This window comes from Fulvimarina fulva, assembly GCF_039652615.1.
Taxonomy (GTDB): domain Bacteria; phylum Pseudomonadota; class Alphaproteobacteria; order Rhizobiales; family Rhizobiaceae; genus Fulvimarina.
Window position 1 is genome coordinate 44,515 of the sequence record NZ_JBDJAC010000015.1, and the last position, 16,003, is coordinate 60,517.

Sequence of the window (16,003 nt, forward strand, 5' to 3'; positions counted from 1 at the left end):
CCATCGGCTTCCGGCGTCAGCGGCGCGCGATGCCCTCGTCACAAACTTAAACACCTGACGGCATCTGGCAATCCGTCCTAAGTCGGACACGGGGTAAGCGGCCTGATGTTAGCCGGCTTCGCCGATGGTCCGCGCGGCCCGATCTCAGGCTCCGAAAAGGCCGATGATCACGCTCATGATCAGGAACACGCCGAACCAGTGGCCCGCATTGATGTAGGTGAGTTTGCGCGAGCGGGCCTCGAAGGAATGATCGACCACGATGGTCGCCAACACGAAGCCGGCCCAGACGAGGATGCCGGTCACGAAGGTCTCGTAGACGCCGACCGTGCCGATATGGGCCGTCAGCCCCGCGAGCATGCCGGCGATCACGATATAGGCGATGAAGACGATTACCAGCGGCCCTGGCTTCAGGGCCGGCTTGCTGCCATAGCCGGCGGCCGTCATCCAGGGCTTTTCGAGAAACCTGTGCCAGAAGAAGCCGAAGATGAAAGCGGCAAGCGCGGCGATGACGACGCCGAGCGGGCTGAAATTGGTGAAGCCCATCGGGTATATCCTTGTGCTGCGGCCGACGCGCATCACCTGCGGTCCGGCACTCATTGATTCGCGAATGGTCGAAGGCCCAACGGACTGGCGAGCATTCAGGTTCAATCTGCAGTGACCGGGAGCGATCAGCGCCCGACACATCGAGCGCCCGGCTGGCAGCGCATCAGGTTTTCGAATTTGGGATGGCGCGCCAGATGGTCCAAACACCGGACACTTATGTCGAAACGCTCTCGGAGGCGGCGCCGTGACGATCCCCGTTTTACACAATCGCGATGCACGGCACATCTTCATGGACCGCCATCTCCTCGCGGGACGTCCGGCAAGCGGCCAGGATCTCATGGGCCTCGTTCGCAATCTCGGCTTCGTTCAGCTCGATTCGATCCGCACGGTCGAGCGTGCCCATCACATGATCCTCAGGGCACGGCAGCCCGGCTACAAGCCGAAGGCGCTGACGCTCCTGATGGAGCGCGACCGGGCGATCTTCGAGCACTGGACCCACGATGCATCTGTCATCCCCATGGATTTCCTGCCCTATTGGAAGATGAAGTTCGAGCGAACCACTCCGGCGCTGCTTCAACGCTTCATCGAGTGGCAAGGTCCCAGGTTCAAGGACAAGCTCGACGAAACGCTTCGCCATATCGAGGCAGAGGGCCCTGCAGGCGTCGGAGATGTCGGTCAGGACGAGGAGCGCTCGGCCGGGGGCTGGTGGGAATGGCACCCCTCCAAGACCGCACTGGAATTTCTGTGGCGCACGGGGCAGCTTGCGATCGCGCGGCGCGAGAATTTCAACAAGATCTATGATCTGGCAAGCCGGATTTACCCGGACTGCCGCACCGCGAGCCTTGAGGAGACCGTGGACTGGTCATGTTCTGCCGCGCTCGATCGGCTGGGCTTTGCGACATCCGGCGATCTTGCCGCCTTCTGGAGGCTGATCAGTCCGGCGGAGGCAAAATCATGGGTCCAGCGCGAACTTGAAGCCGGTCGGCTCGAAGAGGTGGATGTGGAGGCCGACGATGGTCGCCTCAGGCGACACATCGCGCGTCCGGGCCTCATCGATACCATCCCCGAGATGCCGGCGAACGCCACCCGCGTGAAGATCCTCTCCCCCTTCGATCCGATGCTGCGCGACCGGAACCGAACCGAGCGCCTGTTCGGCTTTTTCTACAGGATCGAGGTCTTCGTGCCCAGGCCGAAACGGCAATACGGCTATTACGTCTTCCCGGTCCTTCAGGGGGACCGCCTGATCGGGCGGCTCGATGCCAGGGCCGAGCGGGCAAACGGCACGTTGAACGTTCGCGCGTATTGGCCCGAGACCGGCATCAGGCGATCTGACGGCCGGATCGCGGCGCTCATTACGGAAATCGAACGCCTCGCGCGCTTTGCCGGATGCAGCGCCGTGCGCTACGGGGCCGACTGGTATCGGGAGGGGTGATACCATATCCGGCTGATGAGGCCGGAAACGGTATCGAAGCCCGCGCGGCGCAGACACGTTCCTGAAATCCCATATCGCGAAGCGATCAAACGGATTTCGCATGATAAGCCGGCTTGTTTTCGCCAGACGAATGAACTGATCCTCAGGGCCGGTTTTCACCCGGCTGGTGGCTCAAGCGCCGCTCGACCTGCCGGCGGACCGTCGAAAGCGGTGCTTTCACATATCCACCGGCATTACTTGCGCCGGTTCAAGGCCGCCTCGACGGCAATCGAAAGCATCATCTGGCGGGTGATCGTCAGCGCCATCTGGTTTTCCTTGCGGCTCTTCAGGATATCGGCCTCGATCCGACGGCCCGTACGGGCGAGCGCCTCCAGCGGCCATGCAGCAAGGGCCGTCTCCAGTGCGGGCTTGCGCTTGAAATGCGGCCTGCGGCGCTCGACGACGCGGCCCACCGGCTCGCCCTGGCGCTCCACGACCTCTCGCATAGCGGTCAATTGCTGGATGGTCCGAAGAAGATTCTGCTGGAGCTGGAAAATCGGCGTTCCCGCATCCGTCAGCCGCTCGATCAGCGCCGGCAGCTTCTTCACCGCGCCGCTGATCGTCGCATCGATCGCCTCGTCCACGGCATCGGCCGACACATCGCCGACGATCGCCGCGACGTCCTCGGCGGTCACCCGCTCGGTGCCATAGGCATAGACGCAGAGCTTCTCGACCTCGCCGCGCGAGGCCATGCGGTTTGCCCCGAGCCGGCTCTTCAGCTCCTCGCGCCCCTCCCGGTCGATCTGCAGGCCGGCGCGCGTGAACTCCTCGTCGATCATCCGGTCGAGCGCCCGCCCCTCGTCCTGGTAACACGGCAGTGCGATCGCATATTTCGCCCGCTCGACACCGAGGCGCAGCGCCGCATTCTTCTTGAGCTCGCCAGCCTCGACGATGAGGATCGCGCCTTCGAGCTTCTTTTCGGAAAGGGTCGTGACTGCTTCGGACAGGGCCTTGCCGGTGCCAGCCCCGCGAACGCGGATGAGGCGCGTCCCCCCGAACAGGGAAACCGTCAGGGCCTCGTCGTAAAGCCGGCCGATATCCTTTTCTATGTCGTCGGCGGCAAGACTGACGCTCGCGAAGGGATCGCTCGGATCGACGCCCGAATGCTTCGCAATCGCGCTCGCGCGTTCGGATACGAGGCCCGGATCGGGCCCATAGAGAAGGATCACCGGATAGGAAAAATCCGGCCGCGAGAGAAAGGCGTCGACCTCCCCGGCTTTCTTCTGGGCCATGACGAACCTTTCAAGCCGCGATCGGCGAAGTCGAAATCAGTAGCCCTGCTTCTCGAGCGCCACCGCGATCGCGAGTTCCAGCTGGGCCGCAGCTTCCTTGCCGGCCTGCGTGCGGGCATTCAGCAAGGCGCGCTGGGCCTGGAAGAGCTGACCCGTGCGGTCGAACGGGGTGATGACCTCCCGCTTTCCGCTGTCGATGGTCTGGTTGTCGGAGACCCGGACGAGCGTATAATCGACGGTGAGACGGTAGACCGACGATGTCGGCACACCGCCCGGCTCGATCGTGATGCCCTGCTCGACACCGCTTGCCGTCAGATTGACCGCGTAGACCGGCTCGGACACGGGCTTGCCTTCATTGAGCCGGGACAACAGCGCGTTGCGGACGATCTGTGTCGTGCGCGTGTTCGCCTCGCTGATCGCGATCCGGCCGCGCAGGCTCGCAAAATTCGGGGACGAGATGGCGCCCGACGGTGAAAGGTCGCCATAGAGCGGCCTTGCCGTGCAGGCGGAGAGCGCACCGAGGCCGGCGACGACGGCGAGCGCGACACCGCAACGCTTGAAACGATCAGACGACCACATTCACGATTCTCCCCGGCACCACGACAAGCCGCTTGGGCGTGCCGCCATTCAGCGCCTGCTGCACGACGTCGGCGGCGAGCGCCGCCTGTTCGATGTCAGCTTTGCTGGCGTCGGCGGGGACGGTCAAGTCGCCGCGCTTCTTTCCGTTGATTTGCAAGGGAAGTGTGACGCTGTCGTCTCGCAGGAGATCGGCTTCGACGACCGGCCAGCTCTGTGCGGACACGAAATCGTCATGGCCGAGCAGCGTCCAGCATTCCTGGGCAAGATGCGGCATCATCGGCGCTATCAGCCGCACCAGCATGTCGAGCGCGGCCGCTGCCGCCGCCTTCGTATCGGCGTCGGCCCCATCGAGCTTGGAGAGCGGGCCGGCAAGGACGTTGACGAGTTCGTGGATGCGCGCAACGGCCTTGTTGAAGCCGAGCCGCTCGATATCGGTCTCAACGCCGTGAGCCGCACGGTGCGCCGCCTTGCGGATGTCGAGAGCCGGCTGAGCCTCGGGGTCGCTCACGGCGCCGGCACCCGCCACATGGGGCGCCGCCTCGCTGACGAGCCTCCAGACCCGCTGTACGAAGCGGAAAGCGCCCTCCGCACCGGCTTCCGTCCAGATCACGTCGCGATCGGGCGGTGAATCCGACAGGACGAACCAGCGCGCGGTATCGGCGCCGAAGCGGCCGATGATGTCCTCCGGGTCGACCACGTTCTTCTTCGACTTCGACATCTTCTCGATGCCGCCGATGGTGATTTCCGCCCCCGTGGAAATGCGTGTCGCAACGCGCTTGCCGTCCTCCTCGACGATGTTCACGTCGGCAGGCGAGACCCATTCACGGCCGTCCTTGTAGGTCTCGTGGACGACCATGCCTTGCGTGAAGAGGCCCTTGAACGGCTCGTCCAGATCGAGATGGCCCGTCGCCTTCATGGCGCGCACGAAGAAGCGCGAATAGAGAAGATGGAGGATCGCATGCTCGATGCCGCCGATATACTGGTCGACTGGCAGCCACCTGTTCGCGATCTCCGGCACGGTCGGCGTTTCGGCGCGCGGCGCGGTGAAGCGGGCGAAATACCAGGACGAATCGACGAAGGTGTCCATCGTGTCCGTCTCGCGCAGGGCCTCGCCGCCGCATTGCGGACAGGACGTCTTGCGCCAGGTCGGATGGCGGTCGAGCGGGTTGCCCGGCTTTTCGAAATCGATGTCGTCCGGCAGCTGAACCGGCAGGTTCTCGCGCTTCTCCGGCACCACGCCGCAGGCCTCGCAGTGGATGACCGGGATCGGGCAGCCCCAGTAGCGCTGGCGCGAGATGCCCCAGTCGCGCAGGCGGAAATTGATCTTCCGCTCGGCCTGAGGTTTGCCGGCTAACTCGGTCTCTTCCAGCCGTTTCGCCACGGCCTCGAAGCCCTCGTCCGGGCTCTTGCCATCGAGAAATTCCGAATTGAACAGAACGCCGTCGCCGTCATAGGCTTCCGAATAGATCGAGAAGACCGTCGGGTCTTCCTTCGGCGGCAGGACGACCGGCTTGACCGGAAGCTCGTATTTCCGCGCGAAATCGAGATCGCGCTGGTCGTGGGCGGGGCAGCCGAAGACCGCGCCCGTGCCGTAATCCATCAGCACGAAGTTCGCGACATAGACGGGAAGCGTCCAGTTCGGATCGAACGGGTGCACCGCCTCGACGCCCGTTCGGTATCCCTTCTTCTCCGCCGTCTCCAGCGCCTCGGCGCTGGTGCCCGTCCGCCGGCAATCGGCGGCGAATTCTGCGAGGTTCGGATCGCTCTCGGCAAGCTTCAACGCCAGGGGATGATCGGCCGCGACTGCGAGGAAGGACGCACCGAACAGCGTGTCGGGCCGCGTGGTGAAGACCGTTAGCTCGTCGAAACCGTCCGGCTTGCCTGTTTCTGCAAGCTGCCAGCGCACCATCAGGCCTTCCGACTTGCCGATCCAGTTCTTCTGCATCAGCCGGACCTTTTCCGGCCAGTTCGGCAGATGGTCGAGCGCCTCCAGAAGGTCTTCGGCGAAATCGGTGATCTTTAAGAACCACTGGGTCAGCTCGCGCTGCTCGACGAGCGCGCCGGAACGCCAGCCGCGTCCGTCCTCCACCTGTTCGTTGGCGAGCACGGTCATGTCGACCGGGTCCCAGTTCACCTTCGACTTCTTGCGATAGGCGAGCCCCGCATCGAGGAAATCGAGGAAGAGCATCTGCTGGCGGTGGTAATATTCCACGTCGCAGGTCGCGAACTCCCGCGACCAATCCAGCGACAGGCCCATGCTTTTCAGCTGGGCGCGCATGGAGGCGATGTTCTCATAGGTCCATTTCGCGGGATGCACCTTGTTCTGCATCGCCGCGTTCTCGGCGGGCATGCCGAAGGCGTCCCAGCCCATCGGGTGGATCACGTTGAAACCTTGCGCGCGCTTGTATCGCGCCACGACATCGCCCATCGTGTAGTTGCGCACATGGCCCATATGGATGCGCCCCGAGGGATAGGGAAACATCTCGAGCACGTAGTATGTCTCGCCCGGCGCATCGGTCTTGGTCTCGTAGAGACCCGCCTCGTCCCAGGCAGTCCGCCAGCGAGGTTCGACGGCGCGCGGATTATATCGTTCGGTGGTCATGAAGCGTCGCGATCTTTGGGCCGTGTCGACCGGCCTTTTGGAATAAGTCAGCGCTGACTTATCCTTTTCGCGATGGCGAATTCAACCTGATACCGCAATGTGCCGCCGCCACTCTCGATCAACGTGCCATGGCCGCGTTGAGAGATGCGACGATATCTTGGGTCGGCAGGATCAGTTTCATCGGGTTGATCTTGGTCGAGGCAAAGCCGAAGCGCCTGTAGAATGCCGATGCTTCCTCATCGATGGCATCGACCACGACAGCCCGAAATGCCACGGCTTGGGAGGCCGAAGCAGCATTGCGAAGCGCGTTCGAAAGAAGTGCTTTGCCGATGCCTTTGCCCTGCAAATCCTGCGCAACGGCGAGACGGGCAAGCAAGGCAACCGGAATTTCAGACGGAGACCCGTGAGGCGCGACCTTCTTCGGCGCCTCCTTGCGCAGGATCATCCCCGCGCACAAGGCATAGAAAGCCCGAACCTTCCTGTCCTCATCGCAGATGACGAAGGTGCGAGAAAAGTTGTTGGCCTGATTATGGAAAGCGAGCTCGGTGAGCCATGAATCCATGACCGGCTTCCCGCTTGAAAAGCCGGCCGGATCGTGCGCTTCGTTCAAAGGTTCAGGCGCGTAGAGCCCTAGTCGTTTGAAGTCGCCCACGCATTCTCTTCCGCAAACAGATCGACCAGTGCCGGATGGGTCTTCGCAGGCTGAGACAGGGTTTCGGATACGGAATCGAACAGCTTTGCATCGAGATGCATGAAACGCTGATCCATCAGCGACTTCTGGGCGCTATTTATGGCTGATTCCATAACGAAATTGGAAAGGCTCTTTCCGCAAACGGCGGCGGCTCGGCGGATCAGTTCGAGATCAGCCGGCGCGATACGAGCCGTGAATGTTTCGTCTTTTTTTGCGGCAGACATAACCATATCCTTCATGACCATTCGGTCATGCTCAGAGCCAAGGCGTCAGGCTTCAAGCGCTATCAGCTTCGAACCGATTATCACGAGAAACCTGTACTGACAATGTATGAACGAACAATGAGTTTAACAGAGCCGCCACCTCTCACGGGTTTGTGTTGCAGCGCCAAATTTTAAAGGCAGAAGCACGCATGGGGATAACTCAATTGCAAACGCAGCTTTCGCTGCGTTTGCAATTGAGCCTTCTTCAGACGCATCGGGGCTGGAGATTGCCACCACCCGTGCGATAAGAGAGGCCAATCTTAAAAGCTTCTGCGAGGAATTTCGTGTCCACCGCCGACCAGTATCACGTCGTGAAAGACACCATCGCGAAGGCCGTGACCGATGCCGGGCGCGAGGCGAACAGCGTCGCCCTCGTCGCGATTTCCAAGACCAAGGGCGAGGAGGAGATCGTGCCGGTTCTCGAGGCCGGCCATCGCATCTTCGGCGAGAATAAAGTGCAGGAGTCCCAGGCGAAGTGGCCGCCCCTCAAGGAACGCTATCCGGGTATCGAACTGCGCCTCGTGGGCCCGCTCCAATCGAACAAGACCGCCGATGCCGTCGCCCTTTTCGATGTGATCGAAACGGTAGACCGGGAGAAGATCGCCCGCGAGATCGCCAAGGAAATCTCGAAGCAGGGCCGGACGCCGCGTCTCTATGTTCAGGTGAATACGGGCGAAGAGGATCAGAAAGCCGGCATCATGCCGAAGGAGGCCGTCGCCTTCGTGGAGCGCTGTCGAACGGAGCATGGCCTGACCATCGAAGGTCTCATGTGCATCCCGCCGGTGGACGAGAATCCTGGCCCCCACTTCGCCCTCCTCGCCAAGCTCGCCGGTGAAGCCGGCATCGAAAAGCTCTCCATGGGCATGAGCGGGGATTACGAGACTGCGGTCGAATTCGGCGCGACGAGCGTGCGCGTCGGTTCGGCGATCTTCGGCGAGCGGGATTATTCGAACGGCTGAACGGGTTTCCCGTTTCACGTGAAACATCGCACGGCGTTCAATCGAAGCGGATGCGATGAAGCGAGGCGCCGTTCGTCTTCAGCCAGTCCCGGCCCTCGTCCATTCGGGGGCACAGCTCGCGGCACACCGCCCAGAACGCCGCCGAATGGTTCATTTCCTTGAAATGCGCCACCTCGTGGGCCGCGAGATAGTCGAGCACATGGGGCGGCGCCATGACGATCCGCCAAGAGAACGAGAGACGGCGGTCGGAAGTGCAGGACCCCCAACGGCTCACCGTATCCTTGAGGGTCACCATCTTGGGGCTGAGGCCGACGCTCGCCGCATGGGTCGAAACCGCCGCCATCAGATCGGCCTTGGCTTCCTTCCTCAGGAAATCCTTCACCCGTCGGCCGAAATGCTCCGGCATGCCGCCAACGGTCAATTCGCCCGACTGCGTATCAAACCGCGATACGCGCCGGCCGCCGCGATAGACCAGCTTCACGGTCTCGCCCCGCAGCGGGATCGATCCGCCATCGGTAACAAGCACCGGCGCGGCCGCCCCCCCTGCCCGCTCGGCGATCCAGCCCTGATGGCGTGTGATGAAATCAGACAGTGTCTTCCTGCGCGTCTTCGGCGGCACCGTCACCACCGCGCCGCCGTCCGGCGCGATGCGCAGGATCAGCCGCTTGGCGCGTGCGTTCTCGCGCACGGTAAGCGGCACCTGCCGTCCACCGGCTTCCACAAAGTCCGGCAATGGCGTCGACGCTTCCGGACGCCGGTAAAGACTGCGCAGTTTGAGAGCCATGAGCGTGACGCCGCGAATGATTTGGGTCGGTCTGATTTGCCAGATAACACGGCAATCGAGCAGCTCCCATGGCGAGGATCATGCGCCCGGCCGTCATCCCCAGACGATGCCATGTCAGGGCCAGGCGGACAAAAGAAAAGGCGGCACCCTCGCGGCACCGCCTTCATATTCATTGCACCAAGTCAGGCTCTTGTGAGCCGTCCCGCAAGCGGGGATCAGGCCGGATGGCCGTCAACCACCGGGCCGTCGTCGCTGCGGGTATCGCGCGAACGGCGATCCTTCATGAAGCGATCGAACTCTTCCTGATCCTTCGCCCGGCGCAATTCGCGGGCATAGGCCTCGAATTCGGCCGAAGCCTCATGCAGCTTGCGGCGCTCCTCGTCGAGACGCTTCAGCTCGGCATCCCGCCAATCGTCGAAAGCGACATTGCCGGTGCGCTGGGCGCTGAAAGACGACGCATTGAAGCCGGCGCGCTTCAGACCACCGAACAGGCGGTCAGTCGAGGTATTGACGTCGCGCTTGAAGGCGTCGAGGCGATCACCCCAAAGAATATAGGCCAGAACGGCCAGGCCAAGCGGCCAGAAAACGAAGAAACCGCCAACCATCAGGGCGATCGTTGCTGGCGTCCAGGCCGGCCGAATCAGGGCGCGTGAAGTCATGGAGATCCCGTTCCTTTCAAAAATCGGCGACGACGGCAAGCATCGTCAGCCAGAAGAGAGTGTTCATCTGTATTTCCCCTATGATGTGGTGATGACAGACAGTGCGTTCAATCTCTGTGATCCAGAAAATCGACAGGTTGCCGCAACCACTTCTTCAAATCATCGGCCTTGCGATGCGGCCGAAGGATCGTGACACCTTCTTCCATGCCGTCGGCAGCCCGGCTATCGCTCACCCATGACCGCACTCGCCATTTTCGCCGGCCTCTTCTGGAGCGCCTTTCTCGCCGCCACCATCCTGCCCGGCGCATCGGAACTCGTGCTGATCGCCGCGCTCGCAGAAACTGCGGTCGATCCGGTCACCGCCGTCTTGATCGCCGGCACGGGAAACACGCTGGGTTCGATCGTCAACTGGGCGATGGGACGCTACTTCGCGCGTTATGCCGATCGGAAATGGTTTCCGGTGCCCAAGCCAGCACTGGAGAAAGCGGAGATGGTCTTCAGGCGCTACGGCTCCTGGACGCTTCTCTTCGCCTGGTGGCCCTTCGGCGGAGACGCCCTCACTCTGGCCGCCGGCTTCCTGCGCATCCCTCTCCTCACCTTCACGGTTCTCGTCGCAGCCGGCAAATTCGCCCGCTACGCCGTCATCGCGGCGGCTACCCTGGGTGTGGAGAACTGTATCCTCTAAGGCCATTAATGCTACCTATATAGGTATAACCTGAAGACGCGTAAAATTAGAGATAACGCAAATTGTCACGTGTCTGTGATCAGCCGCGGTTACTATTTGTTAGGCCGCTAAAAGCAAGCATAGCTTAGTTTTATGGCGACGGATGGTTAAGACCCCATGCGCATTCAGAAACCGATTGCTTCCGGATTCCATCATAACGTTGACGGAGCTTTCAGGCCGGACCCGATCAGGCTTTCAACGTCAATAAGGGCACGATCTCAGCTGATCTCGCTTTTCACCCAATCGAAAGGCGCAGCCGGCGTCGAGTTCGCGGTGATCCTGCCAGTTTTCCTCTTCATCGCCTTCGCGGTTGCTTTCTTCGGCGTCTATATCGGCCTCGCCCATTCCCTACAGGCGATCTCCGCCGATGCGAGCCGCTACGCCATGGTGGGGCTTGATGCCGATGAACGCCGGACCCTCGTCGGCGCGGCCATCGCGAATTCTTCCGAACAATATGCACTGATCAACCGGGACCTTCTCACCTACGAGGTCAAGGAAGACGGGCACTGGTTCACGGTCAATGTCGCCTATGACGTGTCCGGTTTCGGGCTTCCCGCCATCGTGACCAAGCCGCTCGGCGAGACCGAGAGCCTCCGGCGTTCGGCGACGGTGCTTTTGCCATGAAGCGATTTCTTCAGCTCCTCGGGCCCCGTTCGAACAGCGGAAATATCGCCATCACATTCGCCCTGATGCTGCCCGTCATCCTTGGCTTCGGGGGCTACGCGACCGATCTTGGTCTTGCCTATCTGGAACGGCGCGCCTTGCAGGCCGCCAGCGATGCAGCCGCACTCGCCGCGATCCGACACCCGGACGACGCCGAGGCGATTGCCGCCAAGGTTTTCGCCGCCTCTTCCCAGGACGACGTGACGTTCGATCTCGTCTTCGGAACATACGAGGCCGCGAAACCGCGCGAGGAGCGCTTCCAGGCAGGTGTTTACGGCAGCTCGCCTGTCGTGAGGATCGAGGCACGCAAGCCGCATGTCTATACCCTCGCTCGTGTCCTCGGCATCGATGGCGTCGACCTGACGGTGCGCTCGGACGCCGCGATCGATGCGAGGGTGGTGTTTCAGGCCGGCAGCCGCCTCGCAAGCCTCGATCCGAAGCTTCTGAATACGATCCTCAAGGATGCGATTGGCGTCGAGCTCTCGCTGGACGCCCTCGATTACAACAATCTCCTCAGTACATCCGTCACGCTTGGCGATCTCATCCCCACAGACGGCCCCGACAGCTCGAAAACCTCGGATTTCGCCGCGGCGGTCGGCACGGAGATGCCGGCATCGGATCTGCTGATGGCCGGTTCGGACGCTCTGGCAGAGAGCGGAAAGGCGATGGCAGCCGCATCCATGCGCAAGGCCGCGCAGAGTTCGTTGGCGCTCGATGCCAAAATGCGAGTGTCCGATCTGATCGATCTCGGCAGCGACGATATTTCGATCACGCGAAATGCTGCGGCAGAAATTCTGAACACCCGGCTGTCGGCGCTCGATGTCGTCGATGCCATTGTTAAAAAGGCGGCATCCGGGCTTACTGCGTCTCTCGATCTCGATCTGCCGACGCTTGGCACCGTCGAACTGGACCTTCTTCTCGGGGAGGCGATGAAGTCGACGCCGACGCTGGGGATTGCCGCGATGGGCCGGGGGATCGAAACCGGTCAGGCAAGGCTACGCCTTCGCGCTGAAACGCAAAGCCCCTTGGACGGGCTGGGCATCGGTCTCGATCTTCCGATCGAAGCGATCCTTGCGGGCGGACGCGTGGACGTCGCCGCCATCACCTGTTCGTCCGACCCGAACGCCCGATCGGTGACCCTTGCCGTGACGCCCGGACTTGCCCGGCTATCCCTCGGACGGTGGACGAAGCGCCTCGAAGAGATCTCGATGAGAGATCGTCTTTACTACGCACCGATCGTGGAGGCCCTCGTCGCTCAGGTCGACGCCCGCGCCAATCTCGCGATCGAGAACGCTGAGCCCGTCCTCGTCACCTTCACCGGCACAGATATCGCAACCGGGAATACGAAGGCCGTCCGGACCACCTCGCTTCTGTCTAGCCCCATGACGAGCCTCTTCCGCGAAACCGATCTGTCGGCGCGGGTCGGCTTGATCGGGCTTTCCACCGGATCGCTGACCGCAATGGTGAACGATGCGCTTCTCTTCGACGCAACGCCGCTCGACGCGCTTCTCGCGGATGTCCTCGCGGTCGCAGGACTAAGCCTTGGCGAGATCGACGTGAAGGTCAGCGATGTCCTCTGCCGCAATGCGAGGATCGTTGGCTGACGAACACCCTCATCCCATCGACGGACCAGATCAGCTCGTCGAACCGCCGCTCGCCCAGCCCGGCATCTCGCCGACCGTAACGCCGAAGAGCGTCGTCAAGATCAGGTAGCCAAGGGTCGAGATGATCACGAGCGCCGCGAGATTGTGCCAAGCGCCATATCGAACCATTTGCGGGATCGAGATGTGACCGGACGCGAAGACCAGCGCATTCGGCGGGGTCGCAACCGGCATCATGAACGCCATGGAGGCAGACAGGGCGGCGGGGATCGCCAGAAGCAGGGGATTTTCGCCGATGTTCAGGCTGAGCGCGGCAAGCAGCGGCAGGAAGGTGGCGGAGGTCGCGGTGTTGGAGGTGAATTCCGTCAGGATCATCATGATCCCGGCGACGATGACGATGAGGACGAAAATCGTCAGAGCCCCGGCGAAACTTCCGATTGCCTGACCGATCCAGCGATCGAGTCCGGTCCCGGCAACGGCGGCCGCGAGCGTCAGCCCGCCGCCAAACAGGATCAGCACGCCCCAGGGAATGTTGGCAGCGGTCTTCCAGTCGAGCAGCGCGACCCGCATGCCATCTTCGTCCTTCATTCCAGTCGGAACGAGGAACAGAACCAGTGCCGCCCCGATTGCGATGGCCGCATCGTCGAGGCTCGGGATGAAGTTCTGGAGCCAGGAGCGGGTCATCCAGAGGATGGCGGCCGTCATGAAGACGGCAGCGACGATCTTTTCGGCACGCGACATCTTGCCGAGGCCTTTCAGTTCATCCGCGATGATCCTGTCTGCACCCTCGACTTCATGCGTCGGCAGACGCAGCGCGAACTTCGTCAGGATCAGCCAGGAGATGACGAGCATCAGGATCGAGACCGGCAGGCCGATCAGCATCCAGCGGCCAAAGCCGAGATCGAAGCCGTAGTTTTCGCTGAGCATGCCGGCAAGAAGCGCGTTCGGCGGCGTCCCGATCAGCGTCGCCACACCGCCGATCGAGGCGGAGTAAGCGACACCAAGAAGCAGGGAGAGGGCGAAGAGCTTCGTCGCCTTCTCATCGCCCGTCTCGTCGCCGACGAGGCCGATGACGGAGATGGCGATCGGCAGCATCATGACGGTGGTCGCCGTGTTCGAGACCCACATGGAGAGAAAGGCGGTGGCGATCATGAAGCCGCCAACGATCTGGTGCTGGCGCGAGCCGGTGCGCGAGGCGATGTTGAGCGCAATCCGACGGTGGAGATTCCAGCGCTGCATGGCACCCGCCAGCATGAATCCGCCCATGAACAGGAAGATCGTCGGATTGGCATAGGGCGATGCGGTTGCGCTCATGGACATGGCGCCGGTGAGCGGAAAGAGAACGAGAGGGACGAGGGCGGTCGCGGGCACCGGCACGGCCTCCGTGAGCCACCAGATCACCATGAGCGTGGCGACGGCGACGACGCGCCAGGCCTCTATCGAAAGATCGTCGGGTTTGGGAAGAAAAAGGAGAAGGACAAAGGCAGCGATACCAACAAGGGCCGGAACGAGTTTGAGCGTGCCTGTCGCGCCCTCGCCGCTCGTTTCACGTGAAACACCCTCTTTGCGGTCCTTCGACCGATCAGTCGTTGCCATCGCGCGACATCCTCCACCAAGTGTTTGCTACCCTCTGGTGAACTGGCTCAGGAAACCGTGAGCGACAAGTCCAATCGGCCCACAGCTCAGGGGGCGCGCCGTCATCTTTTACCCACGGGTAAGTGATAAGAGAGCCGACCGATCCACCTGGATCTGCGTATAGGTGCGCGCGCGGCACGGCGGCACCGATAAAAGCCATCATCCCTAAGCGGTCAAACCGGTTTCAAAAGTCCGCCATCTGTCGTTCCTCTGTCGTAAAACGTCTCTATCTCCCTCCTCAAGACGCTGGCTCCGCACGATCACGGGAAAACCTTCATGCGCGCGACCTTGACCCTTGCGACGGCCCTCACCGGCTTTGCCTTCCTCCAGCCCGCGATCGCCCAGAATCAGGGCACGGGCGCGGTGGCAATGCCCGCATCCGCCGAGATCGGCGTCCGGCCCGGCTATCTCGTCGATCAGCTGGAGGACGGAGACCTCAAGACGAAGCTTTCGGCCTGTCTCGGCCAGCCGATGAAGGCCAGCGACTGGTCGATCGGCCATCGCGGCGCGCCCTTGCAATTTCCTGAGCACAGCCGCGAGTCCTATATCGCCGCGGCCCGGCAGGGCGCCGGCATCATCGAATGCGACGTCGCCTTCACGAAGGACCGCGAGCTTGTCTGCCGGCATGCCCAGTGCGATCTCCACACGACGACCGACATTTTGACCCGTCCGGAGCTTGCGGCGAAATGCACCACGCCGTTCACTGCCGCCACCGGCACGGGCGAAGGCGAGGAAGCGCAGGCGAAGTGCTGCACATCAGACCTGACGCTTGCCGAGTTCCAGACGCTGAACGCCAAGATGGATTCCTTCGATCCGGCGGCCGAAACCGCCGAAGACTATCAGGGCGGCCTCGCGGACTGGCGCACCACGCTCTATTCGCCGGGCACGTTGATGACCCACAAGGACTCGATCGAACTCATCAAGTCGCTCGGCCGCAAGTTCACCCCGGAGCTGAAGGGCCCCGAGGTCGAGATGCCGTTCGAGGGCGAGTACAGCCAGGCCGATTACGCCCGGCAGATGATCCAGGATTATATCGACGCGGGCGTTTCGCCGGGCGACGTCTACCCCCAGTCCTTCAATCTCGCAGATGTGAAGTTCTGGATCGCGGAATTTCCGGAGTTCGGACAGCAGGCCGTCTATCTCGACGATCGCTACGAAACGCTCGACGGCTTCGACCCGATGAAGCCTGACACATTCGAGCCGACCATGCAGTCGCTTGCCGACGACGGGGTTCGGATCATTGCGCCGCCGCTCTGGATGCTCGTCACCGCCGAAGACGGGGAGATCGTTCCCTCACCCTATGCACGGGAAGCGAAAGAGGCCGGTCTCGACATCATCGCCTGGTCGCTGGAGCGCTCCGGTCCCCTCGCCGCCGGCGGCGGATGGTACTACCAGTCGATCAACGACATCACGACGTCCGATGGCGACATGCTGAAGCTTCTCGATGTCCTTTCGAGCGATATCGGCGTGAGGGGCGTCTTCTCCGATTGGCCGGCGACAACCACATTCTTTGCCAACTGCATCGAATCCGCCGAAAATAAGGCGGAGACGAATTGACTCGCGATGACAAGCAAAGATAAACTTTAAATGACAGGGG

The 16,003-nt window shown here is 62.2% G+C and carries 16 protein-coding genes; 7 read left to right on the forward strand and 9 right to left on the reverse strand.

Annotated features, from left to right (window positions below):
* Positions 1 to 144 precede the first annotated feature (144 nt).
* The gene (locus tag ABDX79_RS17220) at positions 145 to 543 is read right to left on the reverse strand and encodes a DUF1761 domain-containing protein (protein WP_346221544.1); all 399 of its coding nucleotides are present in this window, start codon (positions 541 to 543) and stop codon (positions 145 to 147) included.
* A 244-nt stretch (positions 544 to 787) separates the two neighbouring features.
* On the opposite strand from ABDX79_RS17220, the gene ABDX79_RS17225 reads away from it, so the two are divergent.
* Complete coding sequence (locus ABDX79_RS17225) at positions 788 to 1,975, forward strand: winged helix-turn-helix domain-containing protein (RefSeq protein ID WP_346221545.1); 1,188 nt, start codon at positions 788 to 790, stop codon at positions 1,973 to 1,975.
* Between the two features lie 233 nt (positions 1,976 to 2,208).
* On the opposite strand, the gene holA is transcribed toward ABDX79_RS17225, so the two are convergent.
* From holA to ABDX79_RS17250, 5 genes are all read right to left on the reverse strand, one after another.
* Complete coding sequence (gene holA / locus ABDX79_RS17230; RefSeq protein ID WP_346221546.1) at positions 2,209 to 3,246, reverse strand: DNA polymerase III subunit delta; 1,038 nt, start codon at positions 3,244 to 3,246, stop codon at positions 2,209 to 2,211.
* 36 nt (positions 3,247 to 3,282) lie between these two features.
* A complete protein-coding gene (locus tag ABDX79_RS17235) occupies positions 3,283 to 3,825 on the reverse strand; it encodes a hypothetical protein (RefSeq protein ID WP_346221547.1) in 543 nt (180 codons plus the stop codon).
* Positions 3,812 to 6,427: a leucine--tRNA ligase gene (leuS, locus tag ABDX79_RS17240; protein WP_346221548.1), complete on the reverse strand. Its 2,616-nt coding sequence runs from the start codon at positions 6,425 to 6,427 to the stop codon at positions 3,812 to 3,814. The genes ABDX79_RS17235 and leuS overlap by 14 nt, the downstream gene beginning before the upstream one ends.
* Before the next feature lie 118 nt (positions 6,428 to 6,545).
* On the reverse strand, positions 6,546 to 6,989 hold the full coding sequence (locus tag ABDX79_RS17245; protein WP_346221549.1) for a GNAT family N-acetyltransferase: 444 nt from the start codon (positions 6,987 to 6,989) through the stop codon (positions 6,546 to 6,548).
* 68 nt (positions 6,990 to 7,057) lie between these two features.
* On the reverse strand, positions 7,058 to 7,363 hold the full coding sequence (locus tag ABDX79_RS17250; protein ID WP_346221550.1) for a type II toxin-antitoxin system TacA family antitoxin: 306 nt from the start codon (positions 7,361 to 7,363) through the stop codon (positions 7,058 to 7,060).
* A gap of 302 nt (positions 7,364 to 7,665) precedes the next feature.
* On the opposite strand from ABDX79_RS17250, the gene ABDX79_RS17255 reads away from it, so the two are divergent.
* Positions 7,666 to 8,340, forward strand: coding sequence for a YggS family pyridoxal phosphate-dependent enzyme (locus ABDX79_RS17255; protein ID WP_346221551.1), 675 nt, complete (start codon positions 7,666 to 7,668; stop codon positions 8,338 to 8,340).
* Positions 8,341 to 8,377: 37 nt separating this feature from the next.
* On the opposite strand, the gene ABDX79_RS17260 is transcribed toward ABDX79_RS17255, so the two are convergent.
* Together ABDX79_RS17260 and ABDX79_RS17265 are read right to left on the reverse strand one after the other, a co-directional pair.
* The gene (locus ABDX79_RS17260; RefSeq protein WP_346221552.1) at positions 8,378 to 9,124 is read right to left on the reverse strand and encodes a M48 family metallopeptidase; all 747 of its coding nucleotides are present in this window, start codon (positions 9,122 to 9,124) and stop codon (positions 8,378 to 8,380) included.
* A 215-nt stretch (positions 9,125 to 9,339) separates the two neighbouring features.
* Positions 9,340 to 9,783 carry a DUF2852 domain-containing protein gene (locus ABDX79_RS17265; RefSeq protein ID WP_346221553.1) on the reverse strand — a complete coding sequence of 148 codons (444 nt, stop codon included), beginning with the start codon at positions 9,781 to 9,783 and terminating at the stop codon, positions 9,340 to 9,342.
* Between ABDX79_RS17265 and ABDX79_RS17270 the strand changes: the two genes are divergently transcribed.
* The 4 genes from ABDX79_RS17270 to ABDX79_RS17285 all read left to right on the forward strand — a co-directional run bounded on the left by ABDX79_RS17270 (position 9,782) and on the right by ABDX79_RS17285 (position 12,774).
* Positions 9,782 to 9,976 (forward strand): hypothetical protein, encoded by a 195-nt coding sequence (locus tag ABDX79_RS17270; protein ID WP_346221554.1) that lies wholly within the window; start codon positions 9,782 to 9,784, stop codon positions 9,974 to 9,976. The genes ABDX79_RS17265 and ABDX79_RS17270 overlap by 2 nt on opposite strands.
* A 42-nt stretch (positions 9,977 to 10,018) precedes the next feature.
* Entirely contained in the window at positions 10,019 to 10,468 is a 450-nt protein-coding gene (locus ABDX79_RS17275; protein WP_346221555.1) for a YqaA family protein, read from the forward strand.
* A gap of 156 nt (positions 10,469 to 10,624) precedes the next feature.
* Positions 10,625 to 11,131: a TadE/TadG family type IV pilus assembly protein gene (locus tag ABDX79_RS17280; protein ID WP_346221556.1), complete on the forward strand. Its 507-nt coding sequence runs from the start codon at positions 10,625 to 10,627 to the stop codon at positions 11,129 to 11,131.
* Positions 11,128 to 12,774: a pilus assembly protein TadG-related protein gene (locus ABDX79_RS17285; protein ID WP_346221557.1), complete on the forward strand. Its 1,647-nt coding sequence runs from the start codon at positions 11,128 to 11,130 to the stop codon at positions 12,772 to 12,774. The genes ABDX79_RS17280 and ABDX79_RS17285 overlap by 4 nt, the downstream gene beginning before the upstream one ends.
* Positions 12,775 to 12,804: 30 nt before the next feature.
* Here ABDX79_RS17285 and ABDX79_RS17290 read toward each other — a convergent pair whose 3' ends face one another.
* Positions 12,805 to 14,367, reverse strand: coding sequence for an SLC13 family permease (locus tag ABDX79_RS17290; protein WP_346221558.1), 1,563 nt, complete (start codon positions 14,365 to 14,367; stop codon positions 12,805 to 12,807).
* A gap of 315 nt (positions 14,368 to 14,682) precedes the next feature.
* Between ABDX79_RS17290 and ABDX79_RS17295 the strand changes: the two genes are divergently transcribed.
* Positions 14,683 to 15,963: a glycerophosphodiester phosphodiesterase family protein gene (locus tag ABDX79_RS17295; RefSeq protein ID WP_346221559.1), complete on the forward strand. Its 1,281-nt coding sequence runs from the start codon at positions 14,683 to 14,685 to the stop codon at positions 15,961 to 15,963.
* Positions 15,964 to 16,003 lie beyond the last annotated feature (40 nt).